At 58.1% G+C, this 19903-nt stretch carries 22 protein-coding genes; 10 read left to right on the forward strand and 12 right to left on the reverse strand.

Features of this window, described 5'->3' with window-relative positions:
* Window positions 1–263 precede the first annotated feature (263 nt).
* Window positions 264–590: a DUF2025 family protein gene (locus ACQR3R_RS19900; RefSeq protein ID WP_428274532.1), complete on the reverse strand. Its 327-nt coding sequence runs from the start codon at window positions 588–590 to the stop codon at window positions 264–266.
* A 232-nt stretch (window positions 591–822) separates the two neighbouring features.
* On the opposite strand from ACQR3R_RS19900, the gene ACQR3R_RS19905 reads away from it, so the two are divergent.
* On the forward strand, window positions 823–1950 hold the full coding sequence (locus ACQR3R_RS19905; protein WP_428274534.1) for a glycerophosphodiester phosphodiesterase family protein: 1128 nt from the start codon (window positions 823–825) through the stop codon (window positions 1948–1950).
* Window positions 1951–2634, forward strand: a complete 684-nt coding sequence (locus ACQR3R_RS19910) for a helix-turn-helix domain-containing protein (protein ID WP_428274536.1) — start codon at window positions 1951–1953, stop codon at window positions 2632–2634.
* Here the strand turns inward: ACQR3R_RS19910 and ACQR3R_RS19915 are convergent.
* Window positions 2612–3520: a sterol desaturase family protein gene (locus ACQR3R_RS19915; protein WP_428274538.1), complete on the reverse strand. Its 909-nt coding sequence runs from the start codon at window positions 3518–3520 to the stop codon at window positions 2612–2614. The two genes, ACQR3R_RS19910 and ACQR3R_RS19915, sit on opposite strands and share 23 nt — an antisense overlap.
* A 156-nt stretch (window positions 3521–3676) precedes the next feature.
* Here ACQR3R_RS19915 and ACQR3R_RS19920 point away from each other — a divergent pair, with 156 nt between their 5' ends.
* Window positions 3677–3994 carry a PepSY domain-containing protein gene (locus ACQR3R_RS19920; RefSeq protein ID WP_428274540.1) on the forward strand — a complete coding sequence of 106 codons (318 nt, stop codon included), beginning with the start codon at window positions 3677–3679 and terminating at the stop codon, window positions 3992–3994.
* A gap of 69 nt (window positions 3995–4063) precedes the next feature.
* On the opposite strand, the gene ACQR3R_RS19925 is transcribed toward ACQR3R_RS19920, so the two are convergent.
* Entirely contained in the window at window positions 4064–4507 is a 444-nt protein-coding gene (locus ACQR3R_RS19925; protein ID WP_428274542.1) for a hypothetical protein, read from the reverse strand.
* A gap of 112 nt (window positions 4508–4619) precedes the next feature.
* Complete coding sequence (locus ACQR3R_RS19930) at window positions 4620–6242, reverse strand: methyl-accepting chemotaxis protein (protein WP_428274544.1); 1623 nt, start codon at window positions 6240–6242, stop codon at window positions 4620–4622.
* A 266-nt stretch (window positions 6243–6508) separates the two neighbouring features.
* Between ACQR3R_RS19930 and ACQR3R_RS19935 the strand changes: the two genes are divergently transcribed.
* Together ACQR3R_RS19935 and ACQR3R_RS19940 are read left to right on the forward strand one after the other, a co-directional pair.
* The gene (locus ACQR3R_RS19935; RefSeq protein WP_428274546.1) at window positions 6509–7531 is read left to right on the forward strand and encodes a CorA family divalent cation transporter; all 1023 of its coding nucleotides are present in this window, start codon (window positions 6509–6511) and stop codon (window positions 7529–7531) included.
* Window positions 7532–7904: 373 nt separating this feature from the next.
* A protein-coding gene (locus ACQR3R_RS19940) for an IS3 family transposase (protein ID WP_428274548.1) occupies window positions 7905–9073 on the forward strand; the annotation gives its coding sequence in 2 pieces (ribosomal slippage) (window positions 7905–8172 and window positions 8172–9073; 1170 coding nt in all).
* On the opposite strand, the gene ACQR3R_RS19945 is transcribed toward ACQR3R_RS19940, so the two are convergent.
* Complete coding sequence (locus ACQR3R_RS19945; protein WP_428274550.1) at window positions 9070–9309, reverse strand: hypothetical protein; 240 nt, start codon at window positions 9307–9309, stop codon at window positions 9070–9072. The genes ACQR3R_RS19940 and ACQR3R_RS19945 overlap by 4 nt on opposite strands.
* Window positions 9310–9344: 35 nt before the next feature.
* Here ACQR3R_RS19945 and ACQR3R_RS19950 point away from each other — a divergent pair, with 35 nt between their 5' ends.
* Window positions 9345–10958 (forward strand): inorganic phosphate transporter, encoded by a 1614-nt coding sequence (locus tag ACQR3R_RS19950; RefSeq protein ID WP_428274552.1) that lies wholly within the window; start codon window positions 9345–9347, stop codon window positions 10956–10958.
* Here ACQR3R_RS19950 and ACQR3R_RS19955 read toward each other — a convergent pair.
* Complete coding sequence (locus ACQR3R_RS19955; RefSeq protein ID WP_428274554.1) at window positions 10942–11856, reverse strand: LysR substrate-binding domain-containing protein; 915 nt, start codon at window positions 11854–11856, stop codon at window positions 10942–10944. The genes ACQR3R_RS19950 and ACQR3R_RS19955 overlap by 17 nt on opposite strands.
* A 119-nt stretch (window positions 11857–11975) precedes the next feature.
* Between ACQR3R_RS19955 and ACQR3R_RS19960 the strand changes: the two genes are divergently transcribed.
* Window positions 11976–12734, forward strand: a complete 759-nt coding sequence (locus ACQR3R_RS19960) for an SDR family oxidoreductase (RefSeq protein WP_428274556.1) — start codon at window positions 11976–11978, stop codon at window positions 12732–12734.
* 56 nt (window positions 12735–12790) lie between these two features.
* On the opposite strand, the gene ACQR3R_RS19965 is transcribed toward ACQR3R_RS19960, so the two are convergent.
* Complete coding sequence (locus ACQR3R_RS19965; RefSeq protein WP_428274558.1) at window positions 12791–13225, reverse strand: multidrug/biocide efflux PACE transporter; 435 nt, start codon at window positions 13223–13225, stop codon at window positions 12791–12793.
* Window positions 13226–13315: 90 nt separating this feature from the next.
* Here ACQR3R_RS19965 and ACQR3R_RS19970 point away from each other — a divergent pair, with 90 nt between their 5' ends.
* Window positions 13316–14170, forward strand: a complete 855-nt coding sequence (locus tag ACQR3R_RS19970) for a LysR substrate-binding domain-containing protein (protein WP_428274560.1) — start codon at window positions 13316–13318, stop codon at window positions 14168–14170.
* 108 nt (window positions 14171–14278) lie between these two features.
* On the opposite strand, the gene ACQR3R_RS19975 is transcribed toward ACQR3R_RS19970, so the two are convergent.
* Genes ACQR3R_RS19975 through ACQR3R_RS19985 form a run of 3 tightly spaced genes read right to left on the reverse strand, consistent with a single transcriptional unit; the run spans window position 14279 to window position 16379 of the window.
* Window positions 14279–15514: a DUF6596 domain-containing protein gene (locus ACQR3R_RS19975; protein ID WP_428274562.1), complete on the reverse strand. Its 1236-nt coding sequence runs from the start codon at window positions 15512–15514 to the stop codon at window positions 14279–14281.
* Window positions 15514–16005, reverse strand: coding sequence for an SRPBCC domain-containing protein (locus ACQR3R_RS19980; protein ID WP_428274564.1), 492 nt, complete (start codon window positions 16003–16005; stop codon window positions 15514–15516). Before ACQR3R_RS19980 ends, ACQR3R_RS19975 begins: the two co-directional genes overlap by 1 nt.
* Window positions 16006–16034: 29 nt before the next feature.
* On the reverse strand, window positions 16035–16379 hold the full coding sequence (locus ACQR3R_RS19985) for a YciI family protein (protein ID WP_428274566.1): 345 nt from the start codon (window positions 16377–16379) through the stop codon (window positions 16035–16037).
* Between the two features lie 200 nt (window positions 16380–16579).
* Between ACQR3R_RS19985 and ACQR3R_RS19990 the strand changes: the two genes are divergently transcribed.
* Entirely contained in the window at window positions 16580–17065 is a 486-nt protein-coding gene (locus tag ACQR3R_RS19990; RefSeq protein WP_428274568.1) for a GNAT family N-acetyltransferase, read from the forward strand.
* A gap of 47 nt (window positions 17066–17112) precedes the next feature.
* Here ACQR3R_RS19990 and ACQR3R_RS19995 read toward each other — a convergent pair whose 3' ends face one another.
* Both ACQR3R_RS19995 and ACQR3R_RS20000 read right to left on the reverse strand, forming a co-directional pair.
* The gene (locus ACQR3R_RS19995; protein ID WP_428274570.1) at window positions 17113–17601 is read right to left on the reverse strand and encodes a GNAT family N-acetyltransferase; all 489 of its coding nucleotides are present in this window, start codon (window positions 17599–17601) and stop codon (window positions 17113–17115) included.
* A 313-nt stretch (window positions 17602–17914) separates the two neighbouring features.
* Entirely contained in the window at window positions 17915–18400 is a 486-nt protein-coding gene (locus ACQR3R_RS20000; protein WP_428274572.1) for a GyrI-like domain-containing protein, read from the reverse strand.
* Between the two features lie 236 nt (window positions 18401–18636).
* On the opposite strand from ACQR3R_RS20000, the gene alaC reads away from it, so the two are divergent.
* Window positions 18637–19848 (forward strand): alanine transaminase, encoded by a 1212-nt coding sequence (gene alaC / locus ACQR3R_RS20005; protein ID WP_428274574.1) that lies wholly within the window; start codon window positions 18637–18639, stop codon window positions 19846–19848.
* The last annotated feature ends 55 nt before the right edge of the window (window positions 19849–19903 follow it).

A 19903-nucleotide genomic window follows, 5' to 3' on the forward strand; every position in this document is an offset into this window, starting at 1 on the left:
CCTTGTCGGCAGGTATCTGAAGCAGCGCGGACGCTCGTTGCTGCCAACGTTTTCTGTAGCTTGGGGTGGACGTCTCGTTGTTGCCATCGAGCACGATCTGAACGACGCCTTTTTCACGCACTGACTATCAGCAAAGTCGACAAGGGCTCCGGGGCAAAGTCGCTTGGTGTTGTAATCTCAATGATTGCTATCGCGCTTGAAGCCGCCATCGCGAGCAGGTCGGGTGTGCTCACGAAGCGGCCATCAAAAACAACCGTACACCTTCACCCCTGCACCAGACTCCGCACCGCCGTAATCTGCGGCACTTCGCGCCGGTTCATGTACACCCGCAACGGTTCGGTGATGTTGATCCGGTCATCGATGTTCTGGTCCAGCAGCAGTTGAATCAAATCCCGGCTGAGCGTCATGGCGGGTCCGCTACCGGCGGCCCAGACAAATTCGCTGGTGGGAATGATGCCGTCGTCCGCCACGTCCATGCCGAAGGAATCTTCACTGAAACGCACGATGTAGTGGCCGGTTTTGCGGTTGAGGCCGACGAAGCCTTTAAGTTGGTCGGCAGCCTGGCAGATGAGCTGGGAAGTGATGCGCATGGTAAACCTCACAAAAGGTCGTGAATGACCGGTGATCAATGGTTTACACGCAAGGACAGCCAACGGGTTTCCCTCTGCCGGGGAAACTGCCGTGGCCAAGAGTACTGCAAACACGCGCACAGACGCGCTGAAAAAATCTGCTTTAAACACGTTTATGTCGGTGTGGCGATGGCGCTCGCAGCGCTCAGTTGTTAAAACAGACGTCTTTGAAAACTGCGAAAGGATCTCGACCATGCCTGCAACCTTCACCCAAAGCGCCCTGCTAATGAGTGTGCTGCTCGGCTTCGGTCAGGCTCAGGCTGCCAGCGAGCCAAGCCCCACCGCCCTCGCAACGCGCATGGGCATCCCGCACCCGGCGGTGATCGCGCACCGTGGCGCCTCTTTCGATGCACCGGAATCCACCGCTGCGTCGTATAGGCTTGCCCGTGATCTGGGCGCCGATTACCTGGAGATGGATCTGCAGCGCAGCAAGGATGGCGTGCTGTTTGCGCTGCACGACAACAACCTGCAACGCACCACCGACGTCGCCCGCAAATTTCCCGAGCGCAAAGACAGCCCGGCTAACGAATTCACCCTCGCGGAGCTTAAAACCCTGGATGCCGGCAGTTGGTTCAACGCGGCTTACCCGGATCGTGCGCGCGCCTCGTTTGTGGGCCTGCAGATTTTGACCCTCGACGAAATCATCGACATCGCCCAGGCCAACCCTTTGCACAAGCCCGGCCTGTACATAGAGACCAAAGCGCCAAAACAATTTCCCGGCATCGAGCGTGACCTCAAGGACAAACTGCAGGATCGCGGCTGGCTGAGTCCGGCGGGTTCGAAACTGGCGAAAAGCGAGCTGGCGGTCGGCCAGGGCAAAGGCAAGGTAGTACTGCAGACCTTCGAAAAAAGCAGCCTTGAGTTGCTCGAAAAGGAAATGCCGCACGTGCCGAAGGTACTGCTGCTGTGGGTCGGTGAAGGCAGTATCGAACCCAAGTCGAAGGTGACTTTTGCCGAGTCGGGCGACAAGGACAAAGCCACTTTCTACGCTAGGCAACAGCCGAAAACCAAAGCCGAGTTTCAGCAATGGGTGGATTACGCCAAAGCCCAAGGCGCAATCGGTACCGGCCCTTCAGCGGCATTGACCCAGGGTGGCGATCAGAGTTATTCGGATTTGGTGCAACCATGGATGAACCAATACACCCACGACCAAGGCCTGTTGGTGCACGCCTACACCGTGGATGATGCCGTGGATTATCAGAAAGTCATGGACGCCGGCGTTGACGGGATTTTTACCAATCGCACCAGCGAACTGTTGAAGTTTTATAAACGCCCTGCCGCAGCGAGTGTCGCGCAGGTGCTACAGAACAATGGCTACTGAGTGAGGCAATCTGCCGAATGGACCGGCGAACTGTGGTTAGGCCATGACTTTGGCCTGATCCACGGTGAATTGGGGTGCACGGCGCCGCATGCGCATTACGCCCATCAACTTATCCTCGCACCTGATCGGCCGGTAACGATCAATCTGGACGGCGTAACCCACACCGCCCAACGCCTGTTCATTCCTTCGCAAACCCGCCACCGCATCGTCGAGTCGACGGATGCAGTGTTTACCATTTACGCGGAGCCATTGGTCTTCGATGGCCAGACCTTGCGCGAACATGTGACCGAATCAGCGCTGTCCTTGTCGAGTCTTACGCACGCCGTTCAACAGTGCCCGCATCGCCCGTTGAACGATCCACGGCTTGAACGGGCCTTGTCTGCGCTCGACAGTTTGCTGAACCGCAAAGTGGCGGCCAGCGCATTGGCGACCGAGGCGAATTTGTCGTTGAGCCAGCTGCAACGACTGTTCGCCAGTCAGCTCGGTTTGCCAATACGCAGGCTGGTGTTATGGCGCCGACTGCGGTTGTCGATGGTGTTGATTCTGGCGGGCAATTCGGTGACGCAAGCAGCGCACGAGGCCGGGTTTGCCGATTCCGCACACTTCTCCCGAAGCCTGAAAAAACTCTTCGGTGTCACCGCACGCCAGGCATTGCAGCCGATCAATTTGCGCTTGCTGGATTGACTCGGCGGCGCAACGGTTCAGGCACCGAGGGTTCCTTGCTTAGCGTTGCCGCTGCGAACGGGTCGCGCAGTTGCGCCAGGTAATCGCGAGGAAAATCCGGCCGGCTGCCAATGCCCAAATCACCGTGACGAATCGAGTAGTCCGTGGTGTAGAACGCAGTTCCCAGCAACCTGTCCCACAGGTTGAAGAACAGGCCAAAATTAACGTCGCCCGCCCTGCCGTACTTCATGTGATGGAAGCGGTGCACGGGCGCCCAGGCGAACACATGACGCAACGGTCCCAACTGCATATCGACATTGGAATGTTGCAACAGCAGTTGAATGGCAATGGCGAATGCGAGCAGCGTCGCTACCTCCAGCGGTATTCCCAGCACCAGCAATGGCAATAATCCTGCTGTGGCTTCGAGCAATTGATGCAACGGGTGCTTCATCAAACCGTTGAAGCCGTAAAGGCGCTCGACGCTGTGATGCACGGCATGCAAACGCCACAGCCCATGCACACGGTGGCTGGCGTAATGCATCAGGCTGATGCCCGCATCGGCAATGAAAATGGCCAGCGCCAACTGCAGCCACAGCGGCCATTGGTTCGGCCACACGCCATCGAACGACAGCAATGCCACCAGCCCCGGCAGTGCCAGCAGGCCAACTGCATTCAACGTCTCGTTGACCAACGCGTGAAGCATGTCCCGCACGCGATCACCGGCCGCACGGTTCCAGCTCGCCTCATACGGCAGCACCCACTCGGTCACGAATGACACGGCCAACGCGGCGAGAAATAACGGTAGCAACCACAGCGCTGAAAACCCGGCCTGCACCACGCCGAGTCCTAGGGCAATGAATCCTCCCCAAAACAGGGGTGCATATAGACGTGCGATAATTCGTTTCATCCGTACCTCCATTGATCGAGGTCACAGCATGAAACGTTGTCCTGTGGCGCAATTGAATAAACGACGCAATCGAACCCTGACGCTCTTTTAAGGGTCAATTAAGTTTGGGAAGTTAATCTGGCCCCACTTAAACAGCTCACCTAAGGAAAGAACCTGATGAAAACCCTGACTGCCCTGTTCACTGCTGCCGCACTGACTCTGACTGCTGGCCTGGCCCAGGCCGATGTTCGCCCTGACCTGATTCCGGGCCTGCTCAAGTCTGGTGCGATCATGGACTTTGAAAAACTCAATCAGGTCGCTCTTGCCGAGCATCCAGGTACCACCGCTGCCAACATCAAAGACACCGAGCTTGAGCAAGAAGCGACTGGCCCGTATGTCTACAAGGTAGAAATTCTCGACGCCAAGAACGTTGAATGGGACGTGAAGGTCGATGCCAAAACCGGCAAAGTACTGAGCAACAAGCAAGACAAGTAACTGCAATACAAATAAGCCGCACGATTTTCGGATCGTGCGGCTTTTTTGCATTTTAAAAACGGCGAAAGATCAAGCCGTGGTGCTGACCAGCGATCCGGAGGTGCTGGTGTCGGAGTCCTGCAGCGCTTGCAACAACGCCGCCGTTGCCGTTTGTAACGACCCCGAAGTGCTCGCGATCTGCGACTGTGCCGAGGCAACCGCTGCCGCTTTGGCGTCATCACTTTCCTGCTTGGCCTGGGCCGCTTGCAACTGCTGCTGTTGTTCCTGCAATTGCTTTTGCAACTCGGCAATCTGCTTGCGCAGCGCTTTTACCGAATCCGATTCTTCGCTGCTGCTGGAACTGCTGTCGCTGCTTGCTGGAGCACCGCCGGCGGCGACCTTGGTGCTGTCGCTGGCGGCGCCGGCAGTGGCGGTTGCCGCAACCGAGGAGTCATCGCTGCTGTCGGTGATCGCGGTTTTGCTCGACGGTGTCGAGAGTGTTTGATTGATCGAAACGGAACTGATGCTGACCATGGCTACCATCCTCTAGGGTTATGGGGTTACGGTCATCATCGACACCGTTATGCCTGACTTGAGATCGACTGTGTACCGACTCGGTAAGAAAACCGGTACACAGCACGTTGCATTACGCGCTGAGGCGCGACGTCACTTCATTCAACTGCCCCGACAAACCGTGCAAATTGTGGCTGGCCGCTTCGGTACGTTGCACGTTGTCCAGGTTGGTACTGGCGATGGTGGTGATCTCGGTGAGGTTGCGCGAGATGTCCTCGGCCACGGAAGTCTGCTCTTCAGCGGCAGTGGCGATCTGGCGGTTCATGTCACGAATGGCCTCCACGGCCTGGGTGATGCGTTCCAGCATCACGCCTGCTTGCGTCACTTGCTCAACACTTTCTTCGCTGCGCGCCTGACCGCTTTCGATCGCCTGCGCGGCATCCACCGCACCGGTTTGCACCGTTTGAATGATCTGGTTGATCTCGATGATCGACGCCGCCGTGCGCTGAGCCAGGCTGCGCACCTCATCGGCAACCACCGCAAAACCGCGCCCCGCTTCACCGGCCCGAGCGGCTTCGATGGCGGCGTTGAGTGCCAGCAAATTGGTTTGTTCGGCAATCCCGCGAATCACTTCCAGTACCTTGCCGATGCGTCCGCTGTCGGTTTCCAGACGACGAATGACCGTGGCGGTATTGGCAATTTCACCGCGCATTTGGGTGATCGTGTAAATCGTCCCCTGCATGACCTTTTCGCCCTGCTGCGCAGACTGGTCGGCATCATCTGCTGCGCGCGCCGCATCGGCTGCGTGACGTGCAACTTCTTGCGCCGTGGCAGACATCTCGTTCATCGCCGTAGCGACCTGATCGGTGCGATTGAATTGCTCGTTGGTGCCGCTGGCCATCAGCGTGGCGATGGCGTTCAACTCACCGCTGGCGCCGTCGAGATCAGTAGCGCTGCGCTGCAAACGAGTGAACGTTTCTGCCAGAAAATCACGCAAGGTGTTGGCGGCCATCGCCAGCCGGCCCAATTCATCCTGGCGAGTGCTGGCCACGCGCTCGGCGAAACGGCCCTGGCTGAGTTGCGCCACGTACTCGATCAGGTTGCGGATCGGCTCAATCAGGTTGCGGTTGACCAGCCAAACACTCAACAAGCCGATCAACAGACCGGAAGCCAACATCACCACAATGCCCAGCAACACCGTATTTTCAGCGCTGGCACTGATCAGAGTCGATTGCTGCACGCCCTGCTCGCGCAACTCGTTAACCAGTTCGCTCATCTGCTCGCTGGTCGCACGGTCCACACCCTTGACCGCACTGTCGCCTGCGGTCGGATCGGCACCGGCCGCGACATAGGCATCACGGCCCTTTTGATACGCCGCGCCTAACAGAAGGTGTTCGCTACGAAGACGCTCGATGCGGGCCTTGAGCTGCGGCTCAAGGTCCTTCTGCCCGGCGAGCTCACCGAGTATTCCCTGAACGTCGCGCTGGCGGTCTTCGAATTGCTTCCAGTATTTATCCAGGTCCGCCGGTTGCTTGCCGCGCAACAGGACGTTTTTCCACTCCTGCACCTGCACCTTGAATTGCAGATTGGCCTCATCGATCAGTTGCGAGGTGTGCAGCGGACCGTCAACCAAATGCGCGTAGCTCTGGACACCGCTGGACAGAAAGTGGAAGCAGGCAAGGGCAATCAGCAACATGGCTAGCAAGCTACCGCTCAGCAAGGCGAGGATTTGTGCTCTCAGGGATTTTTGCAGCATCGAGTGATACTCATGGCAGGAATGAAGCACGCTGGCGTGCACGTCTCGGACATCCCTGTCGGCGGCGCGGTTTTTAAACCGGCAACGCATTGATCAACATCAGCGTAATCGGCGTTAAACAGCCGTTCTTGAGCGCTTCCGACCATCGGTAGTAGTCACTTCACTGGCGCCATAAACCTGTCACAAAACTGTCAAGACTGCTTGCGATGATGCGGCTCAAGTGAACCTGTAAAACCCGCAACAGGCGACTTACCTTGCGAGCACTCATGAACCACAGCATCGACCAAAGCCATCGTGATCCGGACCTCTTCGGCCTGCTTTACGGTTTCAGTTTTCGCCCCGGCGAGCGTGGCCGAGAGATCGATTCGGCCGAGGCGTTGCGCTGTCTGCAATCGCCTCAAGACAGTGAGGAATTTCTTTGGCTGCACCTGAATCTGGCGCACGCTGCTTGTGAGCGCTGGATGAAAAGCCACCTGGAACTGCCGGACGAGTTTTTCGAGGCGCTGCATGAGGGTTCGCGTTCGACACGTATCGAGCATGTCGATTCGGCGTTGCTGGCGGTGGTCAACGACGTGGTGTTTAACCTCAGCAGCATGGTGTCCTCGGACGTCTCTACGTTGTGGGTGTGCGCCCGCAGCCGACTGATCATCAGCGCACGCCTGCAACCGCTGCACTCGGTGGACAAGCTGCGCTCGTCGGTGAAGGCCGGTGAATGCTTCCGCTCACCTCTGGAATTGCTGGTGCACCTGCTGCGCGATCAAGGTGAAGTGCTGACCCAGATCGTGCGCAAGACCAGCCAGAGTGTCGACCAGATAGAGGATGAATTACTGTCGTCCCGGCTGTCGACTAACCGCGCCGAGTTGGGTGCCAATCGCCGAGTGCTGGTGCGTCTGCAGCGGCTACTGGCGCTGGAACCCGGTTCGCTGTTGCGCCTGCTGAACCGTCCGCCGCAATGGTTGCAGAAAGAGGACGTGAAGGAATTGCGCAAATCCACTGAAGAGTTCGCCCTGATCATCAACGACCTGACGGCCCTGGGCGAGCGGATAAAACTGCTGCAGGAAGAAATCGCCGCCAACCTCAATGAGCAAAGCAACCGCACACTGTTCACCCTGACGGTGGTGACGGTGCTGGCGCTGCCGATCAACATCATTGCCGGTTTTTTTGGGATGAACGTCGGCGGCGTGCCACTTTCCGGCGACCCGGAAGGGTTCTGGATTCTGGTTGCACTGGTAGCAACGTTCACCTTGATCGCCGGCCGCTGGGCGTTTCGCAAACGCCAGGATTATTAAACACCCAGGCCCGGGCCGGCGATGAGTGCCGGGATTGATGTGGTTCACCCAAATCCCGTAGGAAACCGGCTTGCCGGTGATGGCGATTCCAAAGACGCCATCGCTGGCAAGCCAGTCTCCTACGGATCGGTGGTGGATGCAGGAATGCGTGATGAACCCAAATCCCGTAGGAAACCGGCTTGCCGGTGATGGCGATTCCGAAGACGCCATCGCTGGCAAGCCAGTCTCCTACGGATCAGTGGTGGATGCAGGAATGCGTGATGAACCCAAATCCCGTAGGAAACCGGCTTGCCGGTGATGGCGATTCTGATGATGTTCCCCCAGCCTGGTGGACACCTAAACTCAGGCAGATAATGCCCAAGAGGTGATGCCCATGACTGAGAAAAAAGTTAGACGCCAGTTCACTGCGCAGTTCAAGCAGGATGCTGTTCAACTCGTCATCGAGCACGAGCTACCTGTTGCTCAGGTAGCGCGCGACCTCGATGTCGGTGAAAGCTCCTTGACCCGCTGGGTCGCCAAGGCCCGGGCGCATGGCACGACTTCGTTGACCGGCACCCTGCAAACCTCCGAGCAGGAAGAGCTTCAACGGCTACGCCGGGAGAACCAGATCCTGCGACAGGAAAAGGAAATCCTAAAAAAGGCGGCAGTCTTCTTCGCGAGGGAATCGCACTGAAGTATTCCTTCATTGCGGCGCAGAAGATCTACTTTCCCGTCACCATGCTATGCCGAATGCTGGGCGTATCGACGAGTGGTTTTTATGCTCATTTAAGTCGTCGGCCGAGCCGGCGCACTCAACAATCCCGGCAGCTGGCTCAGCACGTCAAGGACGCCTTTGACCTTAATTTCAGGGTCTATGGCAGCCCCAGGATCTACCGTGAACTGCATGAAAATGGCCACGTTTGCGGCAGAAACCAGATCGCTCGGCTCATGCAGCGCGAGGGGCTCTGGGCCTTGCAGCACAAGCGTTTCAGGGTATGCACCACTGACTCCCGGCATGCTCATCCGGTCGCGGCAAACATACTCGATCGTCAGTTCTGTCCGCTAGCACCCAATCGGGTCTGGGCAAGCGATATCACCTACATACCAACGGCAGAGGGCTGGCTTTACTTGGCTGTGATACTGGATCTGTACTCACGCCGGGTCATCGGTCATTCGATGAGCCGTCAGCCCGATCAAAAGCTGGTCTGCGATGCGCTGCGTTTGGCAATAGGCGTGCGGCAACCGTCAGCGGGGCTGTTACATCACTCCGACCGTGGTTCGCAATACGCCAGCAACGCCTACCAGGCTCTGCTGAAGCATCAAGGCATCGAGTGCAGCATGAGCCGCAGGGGAAACTGCTGGGACAATGCGGTCGTGGAAAGCTTCTTCCACACGCTGAAGACCGAGAGGGTGTACCAGAGGCGCTATCGAACCCGAGCTGAAGCGAGGCTCGATATTTTTGACTACATTGAGCGTTTTTATAACCGTCGTAGACGCCACTCCAGCCTGAAATACCTCAACCCCGTGGAATACGAGGCAAGGTATTTGGCTGAGGTTGCTTAAGCAGATGTCCACTGAAGTGGGGGAACATCATGAAGACGCCATCGCTGGCAAGCCAGTCTCCTACGGTTCGGTGGTGGATGCAGGAATGCGTGATGAACCCAAATCCCGTAGGAAACCGGCTTGCCGGTGATGGCGATTTCGAGGGCGCCATCGGCAGTCGTTTTCAGATCGGTGGTCATCCAAACACTTAAACACTGATTCAACGCAGTCTCTCTGTAACATTTGGCAACGATCATGGGCGACACTCCTTCCCTCCTCAGGATTGACCGTCATGGCTACGCCTTCCTTGACTGCCGCGCAGGCTCCCGGCCGCAGCGCCAAGCCGCATCTCGACAAAAAACCTGGCCTGCTGACCATCGTGGTGTTTTTCGCGGTGCTGGCAATCGGGCTGTTGTTCACGGCCTACAGCCTGATGCACGACATGCACGAACTCGGCACCGTGGTCACCACCTGGACCCCGTTTTTGTTGTTGGGTGTGGCGCTGCTGATCGCCCTCGGCTTTGAATTCGTCAACGGTTTCCACGACACCGCCAACGCCGTAGCGACCGTCATTTACACCAACTCGCTGCCGCCGAATTTTGCCGTGGCGTGGTCCGGTTTTTTCAACTTCCTGGGCGTACTCCTGTCCAGCGGTGCCGTGGCATTCGGCATCATCGCGTTGCTGCCGGTGGAGTTGATTCTGCAGGTCGGCTCCTCCGCCGGTTTTGCGATGATTTTCGCCCTGTTGATCGCGGCCATCCTCTGGAACCTCGGCACGTGGTGGCTAGGTTTGCCCGCCTCTTCGTCGCACACCCTGATCGGCTCGATCATCGGCGTCGGTGTGGCCAATGCCTTGATGCACGGCCGCGATGGCACCAGCGGCGTGGACTGGGCCCAAGCCACCAAGATAGGTTACGCGTTGCTGCTGTCGCCACTGGTGGGTTTCGGATTTGCCGCACTGTTGCTGCTGGCGTTGCGTGCCTTCGTCAAGAATCGTGCGCTGTACAAGGCGCCGGTGGGTGACGCCCCGCCACCGTGGTGGATTCGCGGCTTGCTGATTCTGACCTGCACCGGCGTTTCTTTTGCCCACGGTTCCAACGACGGCCAGAAAGGCATGGGCCTGATCATGTTGATTCTGGTGGGTACGCTGCCGATGGCGTATGCACTGAACCGCACCATGCCCGCCGATCAAGCCTTGCAGTTCGCCGCCGTCGCCGAGGTCACCCAACAAGCATTGGTCAAAAGTGCGCCGTTACCCGCGCCGGCCGATCCGCGCCCAGTGCTGTCGGATTACGTGCGCAGCAAGGAAGTCACGCCGCAACTGGTGCCCGCGCTCGCCGCGTTGACCGGCAGCATCGGCAATCAGGTCAAGGGTTATGGTTCGCTGTCGAAAGTGCCGGCCGAAGCCATGGGCAACGTGCGTAACGACATGTACCTGACCAGCGAAACCATTCGCCTGATGGACAAAAACAAAGTCGGCAATTTCGACGCCGACACCAGCGGCAAGCTTCAGTTGTTCAAGCAGCAGATCGATAACTCCACGCGGTTCATCCCGCTGTGGGTGAAGATCGCCGTGGCCATCGCGCTCGGCCTCGGGACCATGGTCGGCTGGAAGCGCATCGTGGTGACGGTCGGTGAAAAAATCGGCAAGACCCACCTGACTTACGCGCAAGGTGCCTCGGCCGAAACCGTGGCCATGCTGACCATCGGCGCGGCCGACATGTTCGGCTTACCGGTGTCGACCACACACGTGTTGTCTTCGGGTGTGGCCGGGACCATGGTCGCTAATGGCGGCGGCTTGCAGATGAAGACCATCCGCAACCTGCTGATGGCCTGGGTCTTGACCTTGCCTGCGGCGATCCTGCTGTCGGGCAGTTTGTACTGGTTGTTCACCAAGCCTTTTTAAGCTCGGTGGATGAGCGAATCACTTGCCCCAGCCATTCCATGAATGCTCTGACCCGCAACGGCAAATGCCGTTGGCGGGCATAGAGTAGCGAGACCTCGAGAGGTGGCGCCGTGAACTGCGGCAACACCGCCACCAATTCTCCACTGAGCAAGTACGGTTTCATGCCGTGGATCGGTGCCTGAATCAGTCCAAACCCGCCCAGACACGCCGATTCATAGCCATCGGAATTGTTGACCGTGATGCTGCCGGTCATCGGCACCCGATGTAATTCCCCGCCCTGGCGGTACAGAAAGCCATCCGAGCGAGCGCCCAGTACGCTGACGTAATGCACCAAACGATGGTGCGCCAGATCTTCCAGGCTTTCTGGTACGCCGTATCGTTGCAAGTAAGCCGGGCTGGCGCAGTTGGCCAAGGCAAATTCACACAACGGCCGAGCCACTACCGATTGATCCGGTTGCGCCCCAACCCGTACCACGCAATCGAAACCCTCGCTGAGCAAGTCGACACGACGGTCGGTGCAGCTGATTTCCAGTTCCAGATTCGGATGCTTGGTCATGAACTCTGGCAGGCGCGGCATCACCACACGACGCGCAAGAATGCTCGGCAGATCGATGCGGATCCGCCCCACCAGCGACGCTTCATCCTGGCGAAACAGACCTTCGATTTCATCCATGTGCGACAGCAAGTCCTTACTTCGCTCATACAACACCAACCCGTCCTGAGTCGCTTGAACCTTGCGCGTGGTGCGCTGCAACAATCGTGTGCCGAGCAGCGCTTCCAGTGCCTGAACATGTTCTGACACTGTCGATCTGGGCAACCCCAGGCTTTCGCCGGCGAGGGTGAAACTCGACATCTCGCTGACCCGGACAAAGGTCCGCAGCACTTCCAGTTTGTTCATGAACGCTCCGCTTATTGTTCGGATCATCCGACCAGTGATTCCGATATACGCCTGTTTATCACTCTGCAGCGGATAAATAAACTTCCCTCACGTCACCACTCACCGCTTGAGGAAATCCCATGAATCGCAAAATCGCACTGATCACTGGCGCCAACCGCGGCCTCGGCAAAAGCACCGCCCTGCATCTGGCAGCGCAAGGCGTCGACATCATCGGCACGTACAACAGCCGAGCCGATGAGGCTCAAGCATTGGTCGCAGAAATCGAAAGCCTTGGCGGACGTGCGGCCATGCTGCAACTCGACGTCAGCCACAGTGAACGCTTCGCTGCTTTCACAGGCGAGGTTGGCAAGGTGTTGAAGCAGCATTTTGACCGCGAGCAGTTCGACTTCCTGGTGAACAACGCAGGTGTCGGTTTGCACGCCAATTTTGTCGACACCACCGTCGAGCAGTTCGACCTGCTGGTGAACATTCACTTCAAGGGGCCATTTTTCCTGACGCAGGGTCTTTTACCGCTGATGGCGGATGGTGGCCGTATCATCAACATTTCCAGCGGTCTGGCGCGGTTTACGCTGCCGGGCGCCAGTGCTTACGCCGCGATGAAAGGCGCGATGGAAGTGCTCACGCGTTATCAAGCAAAGGAACTCGGCGCACGTAATATTGCAGTGAATACGCTGGCGCCAGGGGCGATCGAAACCGACTTCAGCGGTGGCGCAGTGCGAGACAATCCCGAGCTGAACAACATGGTGTCGGGTAATACCGCGTTGGGTCGTGCCGGTAAACCTGACGACATCGGCGGGGCTATTGCGCTGCTGCTGGCGCCGGGCAGCCAATGGATCAACGGGCAACGTATTGAGGCCTCGGGCGGCATGTTTTTGTAATGCCCCAGGCGGGTGGCGAGGGAGCTAGCTCTCTCGCCACGATGGTTTTACGCTGTTCAGTGTACGGCGCGGGTCATGATCAAACGCTGGCGCACCACGTCGTACACCCAATGGTAAATATAGGTATAAGGCAGGAAGAACAGCAGCACGCCGATGTCCAGCAAAAACGCCTGCCACAGGCTGATGTTCAGCCACCAGGCAATCAGCGGTACGCAGAACGCGACCAAACCACCTTCGAACAGCAACGCGTGTACAACGCGCACCCATGCACTGCGCGCCACGTCGAGGCGCGTCAGCAAGCGGTCGAACAGGCCATTGAACACCACGTTCCAGGCCAGTGCCAATCCAGCGATCACCACTGTGACGACGCCCATGTCCAGCAACGGTTTATCCATGATCCACGCCAGCAACGGGGTGCAGATCAGCACCGCCATCAGTTCAAAACCGACGGCTTGGAAAATTCGTTCTGTAATGGATTTGTTGGCGTTCATGGCCAGGCTCCTCTGAGTGACTGTGGTTGCCATGATCCTCCGGCACACCGATACTTCATAATCAATAACCATCGATCAAGGCGATAGTTCATGGCTTCTCAGGAAGTGTTGCAAGCCTTCGTGCAAGCCGCGACTCAGGGCTCGTTTTCAGCGGCTGCACGCAAGTTGGGCCGCAGCCAGTCGACTATCAGCGCCGCCGTGGCCAGCCTTGAGATCGACCTCAACCTCAGTTTGTTCGATCGCACCAGCCGCAAACCCAGCCTGACCCCGGCAGGCCATGTGATGTTGCAACGCGCTGAAGAAATTCTGGCCGCCACCAGTCGTCTCGAAATGACCGCCAGCCAACTCTCCCAAGGCGTCGAGCCGAAGCTGACCGTGGCGATTTCCGACACCTATCAATCCGACCGGTTTGAAGCAGCCTTGAGTGCTTTCGAGCAGCGCTACCCCGACCTGGAACTCGAATGCCTGATTGCTGAATGTGATGACCTGGTGGCGCTGGTTCAACGCGGCCGGGCGCATGTTGCCTTCGCCGAAATGCAGGACGCTTACCCGCCGGACCTGGTGAGTGCCACCGTTGAGGAGCGCACCGAAATCGCCCTGTTCGTGTCCCGTCAGCACCCGCTGGCGGCAATCAGCAATATTGATCAGCACGTCTTGCAGCAGCACCGTGAATTGCGCTTGGCAACCATCGTCAATCCGTACGAAAACCGGGCAAAGGGACGTGTCTGGTCGGCGCCCAGTTATTTGATGCTGCTGGAAATGGCGCAGGGCGGATTTGGCTGGGCGCCGTTGCCCCGGTGGCTGGTGGGAAGGTTTGATAACGGGACGTTGCAGGAATTGACCGTGCGCGGCTGGCCGAAACCGGTGTTTGTCGATGCGCTGTGGTCGCGCCTGCATCCACCGGGGCCGGCCGGAAGTTGGCTGTTAAGCAAGATGCTGGAATAGCGCACCGTCCGGTGCGCGCTCACCCTGGCGATTGACCGGGGTTTTACCGCTGAAACACGCTCAACGGTGGAAGCGGGCTCGCTCGCGAAGCGGCCCAAACACATCTCATCACTGTAACGCCTTGATCCTGGCCTCCAGGAACCGTCGCTCCGGTAGCTGCTGGGTCAATGCCAGTGCTCGCTCATACGCCGCCCGCGCTTCTTCGACTCGGCCCAACTGCCGACAGAACTCCGCGCGCGCTGAATGCGCCAAGTGGTAATCCTGCAGATCACCTCGCGCTAGAATTCCCTCAATCAAGGTCAGCCCCGCCTGCGGTCCATCGCGCATCGCCAGCGCAGCCGCGCGGTTCAGTTCGACCACCGGGGACGGCACCACTCGCAACAGCACGTCATACAAACCCACGATTTGCAGCCAATCCGTCTCGGCTGCCGTGGGTGCTTCAGCGTGCACTGCCGCAATCGCCGCTTGCAGGCAATAAGGCCCGAATCGCCGCAGCGTCAGCGCCCGCTCGATCAGTGCGCAACCCTCGGCGATCAGTTCGGCATTCCACAACGAACGATCCTGCTCATCCAGCACAATCAACTCGCCGCTTACCGAGGTGCGCGCCGGGCGTCGTGACTCGTGCAACAACATAAGTGCCAGCAAACCCATCACTTCCGGTTCCGGTAACAGCTCCATCAGCAATCGGCCCAAGCGAATGGCTTCGCGGGTTAACTCTTCGCGGATCAATTCAGTGCCCACCGACGCGGAATAACCTTCGTTGAACACCAGGTAAATCACCCGTAGCACGCTGTCCAGACGTTCGGGCAATTCGGCCAGCGTTGGCACTTGGTAGGGAATTTTTGCGTCGCGAATTTTGGCTTTGGCGCGCACGATTCGCTGCGCAATGGTGGCCGGCGCGGCAAGAAACGCCCGGGCAATTTCTTCTGTGGTCAGGTCGCAGACTTCGCGCAGCGTCAACGGCACTTGAGCATCCGGTGCAAGTGCCGGGTGACAGCAGGTAAAGATCAACCGCAGGCGATCGTCTTCCACGTCTTCGTCAATCCAGTCGGCCTGTTCCAGCGACTCCAGTTGTGCGATCAGCATCGGCTGCGAGGCGGCAAAACGTGCTCGCCGACGTAGCCCGTCAATCGCCTTGAAACGCCCGGTAGACACCAGCCAGGCGCGTGGATTGTCCGGCACACCTTCATGCTGCCAGCGCTGCACTGCGACAAAAAACGCGTCGTGCAAGGCCTCTTCGGCGAGGTCGAAATCACCCAGCAAACGGATCAGGGTCGCCAGAATTCGTCGCGAATCCTCGCGATAAACCTGCTCGACCCGAGCCGTAATCGAGGCGCCAGGCATCAGTCCGGCATGCCTTCGGTCACCAGCGTTACCAAGCGGTCCAGGCTTTGGCCCCAGCCGTCATGAAAACCCATGGCCTCGTGCGCCTGGCGATCCTCCTCGGACCAATGCATGGCGCGCGCCGTATACAGCGTTTTGCCGCCCTGCTCCTCGAACGTGACTTCGGCGCTCATGAACGGTTTGCCGGACGGGATCCATCCCGGAACAAAGGCATCGGTGAACACCAGCCGTTCCGGCGCGACAATCTCCAGAAACACGCCCATGGTCGGGTACTCGCTGCCATCGGGGGCGCGCATCAAGGTGCGAAACTGGCCGCCGACCCACAGGTCCATTTCGCATTCCGGCGTGGTCATGCCATGCGGCCCCCACCATTGGGCGAGCAGCGCGGGCTCGGTCCAGGCGCGGAAAATCTTGCGCCGTGGCGCGTCAATCAGGCGACTGATGGACAACTCGAACTGGGCAGGTTTTCGTTGAACGGCTTGCGGGCTCATAAGGATCTCCTGGTTCTTTTGATTGTTGTTCAGGGATTCAACTGACGGACAGGTCGCACCTCGACACAACCCACTCGCGCCGCCGGAATATTGCCAGCGACCTGGAGGGCTTCATTGAGGTCCTTGGCGTCGATCAGGTAGAAGCCAGCCAGTTGCTCCTTGGTCTCGGCGAATGGACCGTCGGTAATCGACATCTTGCCGTTGCGCATGCGCACGGTGGTCGCGGTCTGCACCGACTCCAGCGCCTCGGCGGCGAGCATCCGCCCACTGCCTTGGATGGAGTCGGCGTAGGCCATGCATTCGGCATCCTTGGGGCTTTCGGGCAACGCGTGTAACTCACGCTCGTTGCTGTAGACCAGGCAAAGATATTTCATGGGCATCTCCCTAATCGAACGGATCAACTATGGCTGCAGTTGGACGCCTTGGCGACATTCCCGACGAGCAGTCCTGTGTTCAAAGTTGATACGCTTAGTCGTCTGGCAAAATGCCAAATCGACAGCCGAAATAAAAATAATCCCCGAACGCTAACTCGCTAGAATCTGCAGCTCATTTGTGTTGGAAAAAGGACACTCCAGTGACGACCCGACTCGTGCCTTATGAAAGCCTGAATACGCGGCAACGCCAGCAGGTGGAGGCTATCGAAGTTCATCAGGAACAAATCAAATTCAGCGGCGATATCCACGGTGCCTTGCACACCTTGCTGTCTAAACCCGGCCCGGGCGTCAAGGGATTTGCCTTGTTGGCCGAGGATGTTCCAGTCGCGTTCTTGCTGCTCAAACGCCCGCCAGTGTTGCCCGCCTGGGCTGACGAACACAGCGCAACATTGCATGCACTGCAAGTCGATCAACGCGCTCAAGGTAAAGGCTTTGGCAAAGCCTGCCTGCAAGCGTTGCCAGAAGTCGCACGGCAGGCTTTTCCCGAGATAAAGGCACTGGAATTGTCGGTGGATGCCGATAACGCCTCGGCCATCGCGCTCTACATCAAGTACGGCTGGGTCGACAGTGGCGAAGCGTATAAGGGGCGGATCGGTTACGAACGGCGTATGGGGCTGGTTTTCTAATTAAGCGCCGCTGCCAGATTAAAACCTCAGCGCTCAACAGATCCCCCTTATAACGCCAACTCCATCTCATGCCACGCCATGCCGCCATGGTCCGAGGCCGACGGTTTGACATAGACGAACCCGAAACCGGCATACAGTGCCACATGGCGCTCTTTGCACATCAGGTGGATGCTGGCCTTGTTTAGGGCGCGCATGCGTTCAATGAACTCGAGCATCAAACGCTTCGCCAAACCCTGACCTTGAAAGTCTGGATGCACCACCACCGACATGATCACCACGTGCGGGCCGGCAGGGTCGTGGCCGATCAGTTCCTTGAACGCCTCGTCCGACATTTCCACCTGAAACGCCGCACCGCCATTGATGAAACCGGCGACGACACCCTCCACTTCGGCAACGATAAATCCTTGAGGCCACGTGGCAATCCGGGTTGCAATTTTCTCGCGAGTCGCGGCTTCGTCGCCTTCGTAGGCAAGCGCTTCAATGGCGTAGCAGCGGTCCAGGTCAGCAGGAACGACGTGGCGGATGACGGTGTGCATGGCAGCTCGGTTTCAGAGAATAAGTAGGCTTGGGATCATAGATTAATAAGCGGTCCGTATCGATTACCGCACGCCTCGTAAAGCCTTCGTATAGGCGCTTTCATTGCGCATTGATCCGGATTATTGGTGTTGCCTGTCTCTGATCATTGAGGGGGAAATAACCATGAGCAGCATCCAGATCGGACTTCTTATGCTGTTGAGCATCAGCACTTTTGGCTTTATCACCCTGTCGATCGATGTGTGGCGAGCGCGACGGTTCAAACGGCAAAAATGACAGGACAAGAGGCGGATAACAATCCGCCTCTTAGCGCTTTCAAGGCTCTAATGGCAGCCATATTTCCAGCACGCCAGTCTTGAGCCTGGGGTTGTAGTCTTCGCTGTAGCGTTCAAATTCCGGCGCTTTGGCCGCTGTGCGACCCGATTGCGGCAACCAGGTTTTCCAGATGTACTGAAACACTTCGGGCAGTTTATCCAGCGAGCCCGTGTACTCGAACACCGCGTATTGCTGGGGCTGAACCTCAACCCAGCGATACTTTTCAGGCAGGTCATCGAGTTTGCTGATTTCGACGCCAGCCACGTATTCGAACCCACCTTCGTCGTCCCGATTGAAGCAAATACCGTAAGTCGCTTCGCTTTTTTGACCGGGAATGTGGCCGATCTCCGGAATGAATTTTTCCCAGAGCCGCGGAATATCCTTGATGGTTTGCGCAGTAAATCGGCTGCCGAGTCCTGCGATGAGCAGAAAGTGCCCGTTTTCAAGACGTGGCTCCAGCGCTTCAACGCTCGATTTCTCATCCATGACGCAACTCCTGGTACGAAAATGTGGGTTCGGCTGGGAGTATAGAAGCCAAATCCAATTCGCCAAATACCCGCCCAAGTAACGCGATTGCCTCGTCCAAAGCGCTTGCTGCGCAAAAAATTGTTTATCCGCAGGCTAGACAGCTTGCCCCGCGCGCCCTTACATTTCGCAACAGGCCACCGCAGTGGCCAGCGTCGCTCGGACGGTTCCGGGCGCTTACGTTCTTCGAGGCAACAATGGCAGACCAAGGTTCGCCGCGCCGCTTTGCGCGCATAGATCGACTCCCTCCTTACGTTTTTAATATCACGGCCGAGCTGAAAATGGCCGCGCGTCGTCGTGGCGAAGACATCATCGACTTGAGCATGGGCAACCCTGACGGCCCTACTCCGCCGCACATCGTCGAAAAACTGGTGACCGTCGCCCAGCGCGAAGACACTCACGGTTATTCCACGTCCAAGGGCATTCCGCGTCTGCGCCGGGCTATTTCCAATTGGTACAAAGATCGGTACGAGGTCGATATCGACCCGGAAACCGAAGCCATTGTCACCATCGGTTCCAAGGAAGGCCTGGCGCATTTGATGCTGGCGACGCTGGATCAGGGCGACACGGTGTTGGTGCCGAACCCCAGCTATCCGATTCACATCTACGGTGCCGTGATTGCCGGCGCCCAGGTGCGCTCGGTGCCATTGATTCCTGGCGTGGACTTCTTCGCTGAACTCGAGCGGGCGATTCGCGGCTCGATCCCGAAGCCGAAAATGATGATTCTCGGCTTCCCGTCCAACCCTACCGCGCAGTGTGTGGAGCTGGATTTCTTCGAGCGCGTCATTGCACTCGCCAAGCAGTACGACGTGCTGGTGGTGCACGACCTGGCCTACGCCGACATCGTGTATGACGGCTGGAAGGCGCCGTCGATCATGCAGGTGCCGGGCGCCAAAGACATCGCCGTAGAGTTTTTCACCCTGTCAAAAAGCTACAACATGGCAGGCTGGCGGATCGGTTTCATGGTGGGTAACGCCGAACTGGTCAATGCGCTGGCGCGGATCAAGAGCTACCACGATTACGGCACATTCACCCCGCTGCAAGTCGCGGCCATTGCGGCGCTGGAAGGCGACCAGCAGTGCGTCAAAGACATTGCCGAGCAGTATCGCCAACGCCGTAACGTATTGGTCAAAGGCCTGCATGAACTGGGCTGGATGGTCGAAAACCCGAAAGCGTCGATGTACGTCTGGGCCAAGATTCCCGAGGCCTATGCGCACCTGGGTTCGTTGGAGTTCGCCAAGAAACTGCTAGCCGAAGCCAAGGTGTGCGTCTCGCCGGGTGTCGGGTTTGGGGAGTATGGGGATGATCACGTGCGCTTCGCGTTGATCGAGAACCAGGACCGGATTCGTCAGGCCGTGCGCGGCATTCGCGGAATGTTCAGGGCGGATGGCCTGGTCGCCAAATCCTGATAATTGACACATAACACTGTAGGAGCCGGGCTTGCCCGCGATGGCAACAACTCGG

This window comes from Gordonia sp. IEGM753 (genome assembly GCF_050321825.1).
Taxonomy (GTDB): domain Bacteria; phylum Pseudomonadota; class Gammaproteobacteria; order Pseudomonadales; family Pseudomonadaceae; genus Aquipseudomonas.

What these genes read in the sequence shown, in the direction of transcription:
- alaC (WP_428274574.1), top strand. Translation starts at nt 18,637, where the DNA reads ATGGCAGACCAAGGTTCGCCGCGCCGCTTTGCGCGCATAGATCGACTC.
- ACQR3R_RS19950 (WP_428274552.1), top strand. Translation starts at nt 9,345, where the DNA reads ATGGCTACGCCTTCCTTGACTGCCGCGCAGGCTCCCGGCCGCAGCGCC.
- ACQR3R_RS19920 (WP_428274540.1), top strand. Translation starts at nt 3,677, where the DNA reads ATGAAAACCCTGACTGCCCTGTTCACTGCTGCCGCACTGACTCTGACT.
- ACQR3R_RS19965 (WP_428274558.1), bottom strand. Translation starts at nt 13,225, where the DNA reads ATGAACGCCAACAAATCCATTACAGAACGAATTTTCCAAGCCGTCGGT.
- ACQR3R_RS19925 (WP_428274542.1), bottom strand. Translation starts at nt 4,507, where the DNA reads ATGGTCAGCATCAGTTCCGTTTCGATCAATCAAACACTCTCGACACCG.
- ACQR3R_RS19930 (WP_428274544.1), bottom strand. Translation starts at nt 6,242, where the DNA reads ATGCTGCAAAAATCCCTGAGAGCACAAATCCTCGCCTTGCTGAGCGGT.
- ACQR3R_RS19935 (WP_428274546.1), top strand. Translation starts at nt 6,509, where the DNA reads ATGAACCACAGCATCGACCAAAGCCATCGTGATCCGGACCTCTTCGGC.
- ACQR3R_RS20000 (WP_428274572.1), bottom strand. Translation starts at nt 18,400, where the DNA reads ATGGATGAGAAATCGAGCGTTGAAGCGCTGGAGCCACGTCTTGAAAAC.
- ACQR3R_RS19985 (WP_428274566.1), bottom strand. Translation starts at nt 16,379, where the DNA reads ATGAAATATCTTTGCCTGGTCTACAGCAACGAGCGTGAGTTACACGCG.
- ACQR3R_RS19975 (WP_428274562.1), bottom strand. Translation starts at nt 15,514, where the DNA reads ATGCCTGGCGCCTCGATTACGGCTCGGGTCGAGCAGGTTTATCGCGAG.
- ACQR3R_RS19915 (WP_428274538.1), bottom strand. Translation starts at nt 3,520, where the DNA reads ATGAAACGAATTATCGCACGTCTATATGCACCCCTGTTTTGGGGAGGA.
- ACQR3R_RS19900 (WP_428274532.1), bottom strand. Translation starts at nt 590, where the DNA reads ATGCGCATCACTTCCCAGCTCATCTGCCAGGCTGCCGACCAACTTAAA.
- ACQR3R_RS19945 (WP_428274550.1), bottom strand. Translation starts at nt 9,309, where the DNA reads ATGATCGTTGCCAAATGTTACAGAGAGACTGCGTTGAATCAGTGTTTA.
- ACQR3R_RS19905 (WP_428274534.1), top strand. Translation starts at nt 823, where the DNA reads ATGCCTGCAACCTTCACCCAAAGCGCCCTGCTAATGAGTGTGCTGCTC.
- ACQR3R_RS19960 (WP_428274556.1), top strand. Translation starts at nt 11,976, where the DNA reads ATGAATCGCAAAATCGCACTGATCACTGGCGCCAACCGCGGCCTCGGC.
- ACQR3R_RS19980 (WP_428274564.1), bottom strand. Translation starts at nt 16,005, where the DNA reads ATGAGCCCGCAAGCCGTTCAACGAAAACCTGCCCAGTTCGAGTTGTCC.
- ACQR3R_RS19955 (WP_428274554.1), bottom strand. Translation starts at nt 11,856, where the DNA reads ATGAACAAACTGGAAGTGCTGCGGACCTTTGTCCGGGTCAGCGAGATG.
- ACQR3R_RS19970 (WP_428274560.1), top strand. Translation starts at nt 13,316, where the DNA reads ATGGCTTCTCAGGAAGTGTTGCAAGCCTTCGTGCAAGCCGCGACTCAG.
- ACQR3R_RS19995 (WP_428274570.1), bottom strand. Translation starts at nt 17,601, where the DNA reads ATGCACACCGTCATCCGCCACGTCGTTCCTGCTGACCTGGACCGCTGC.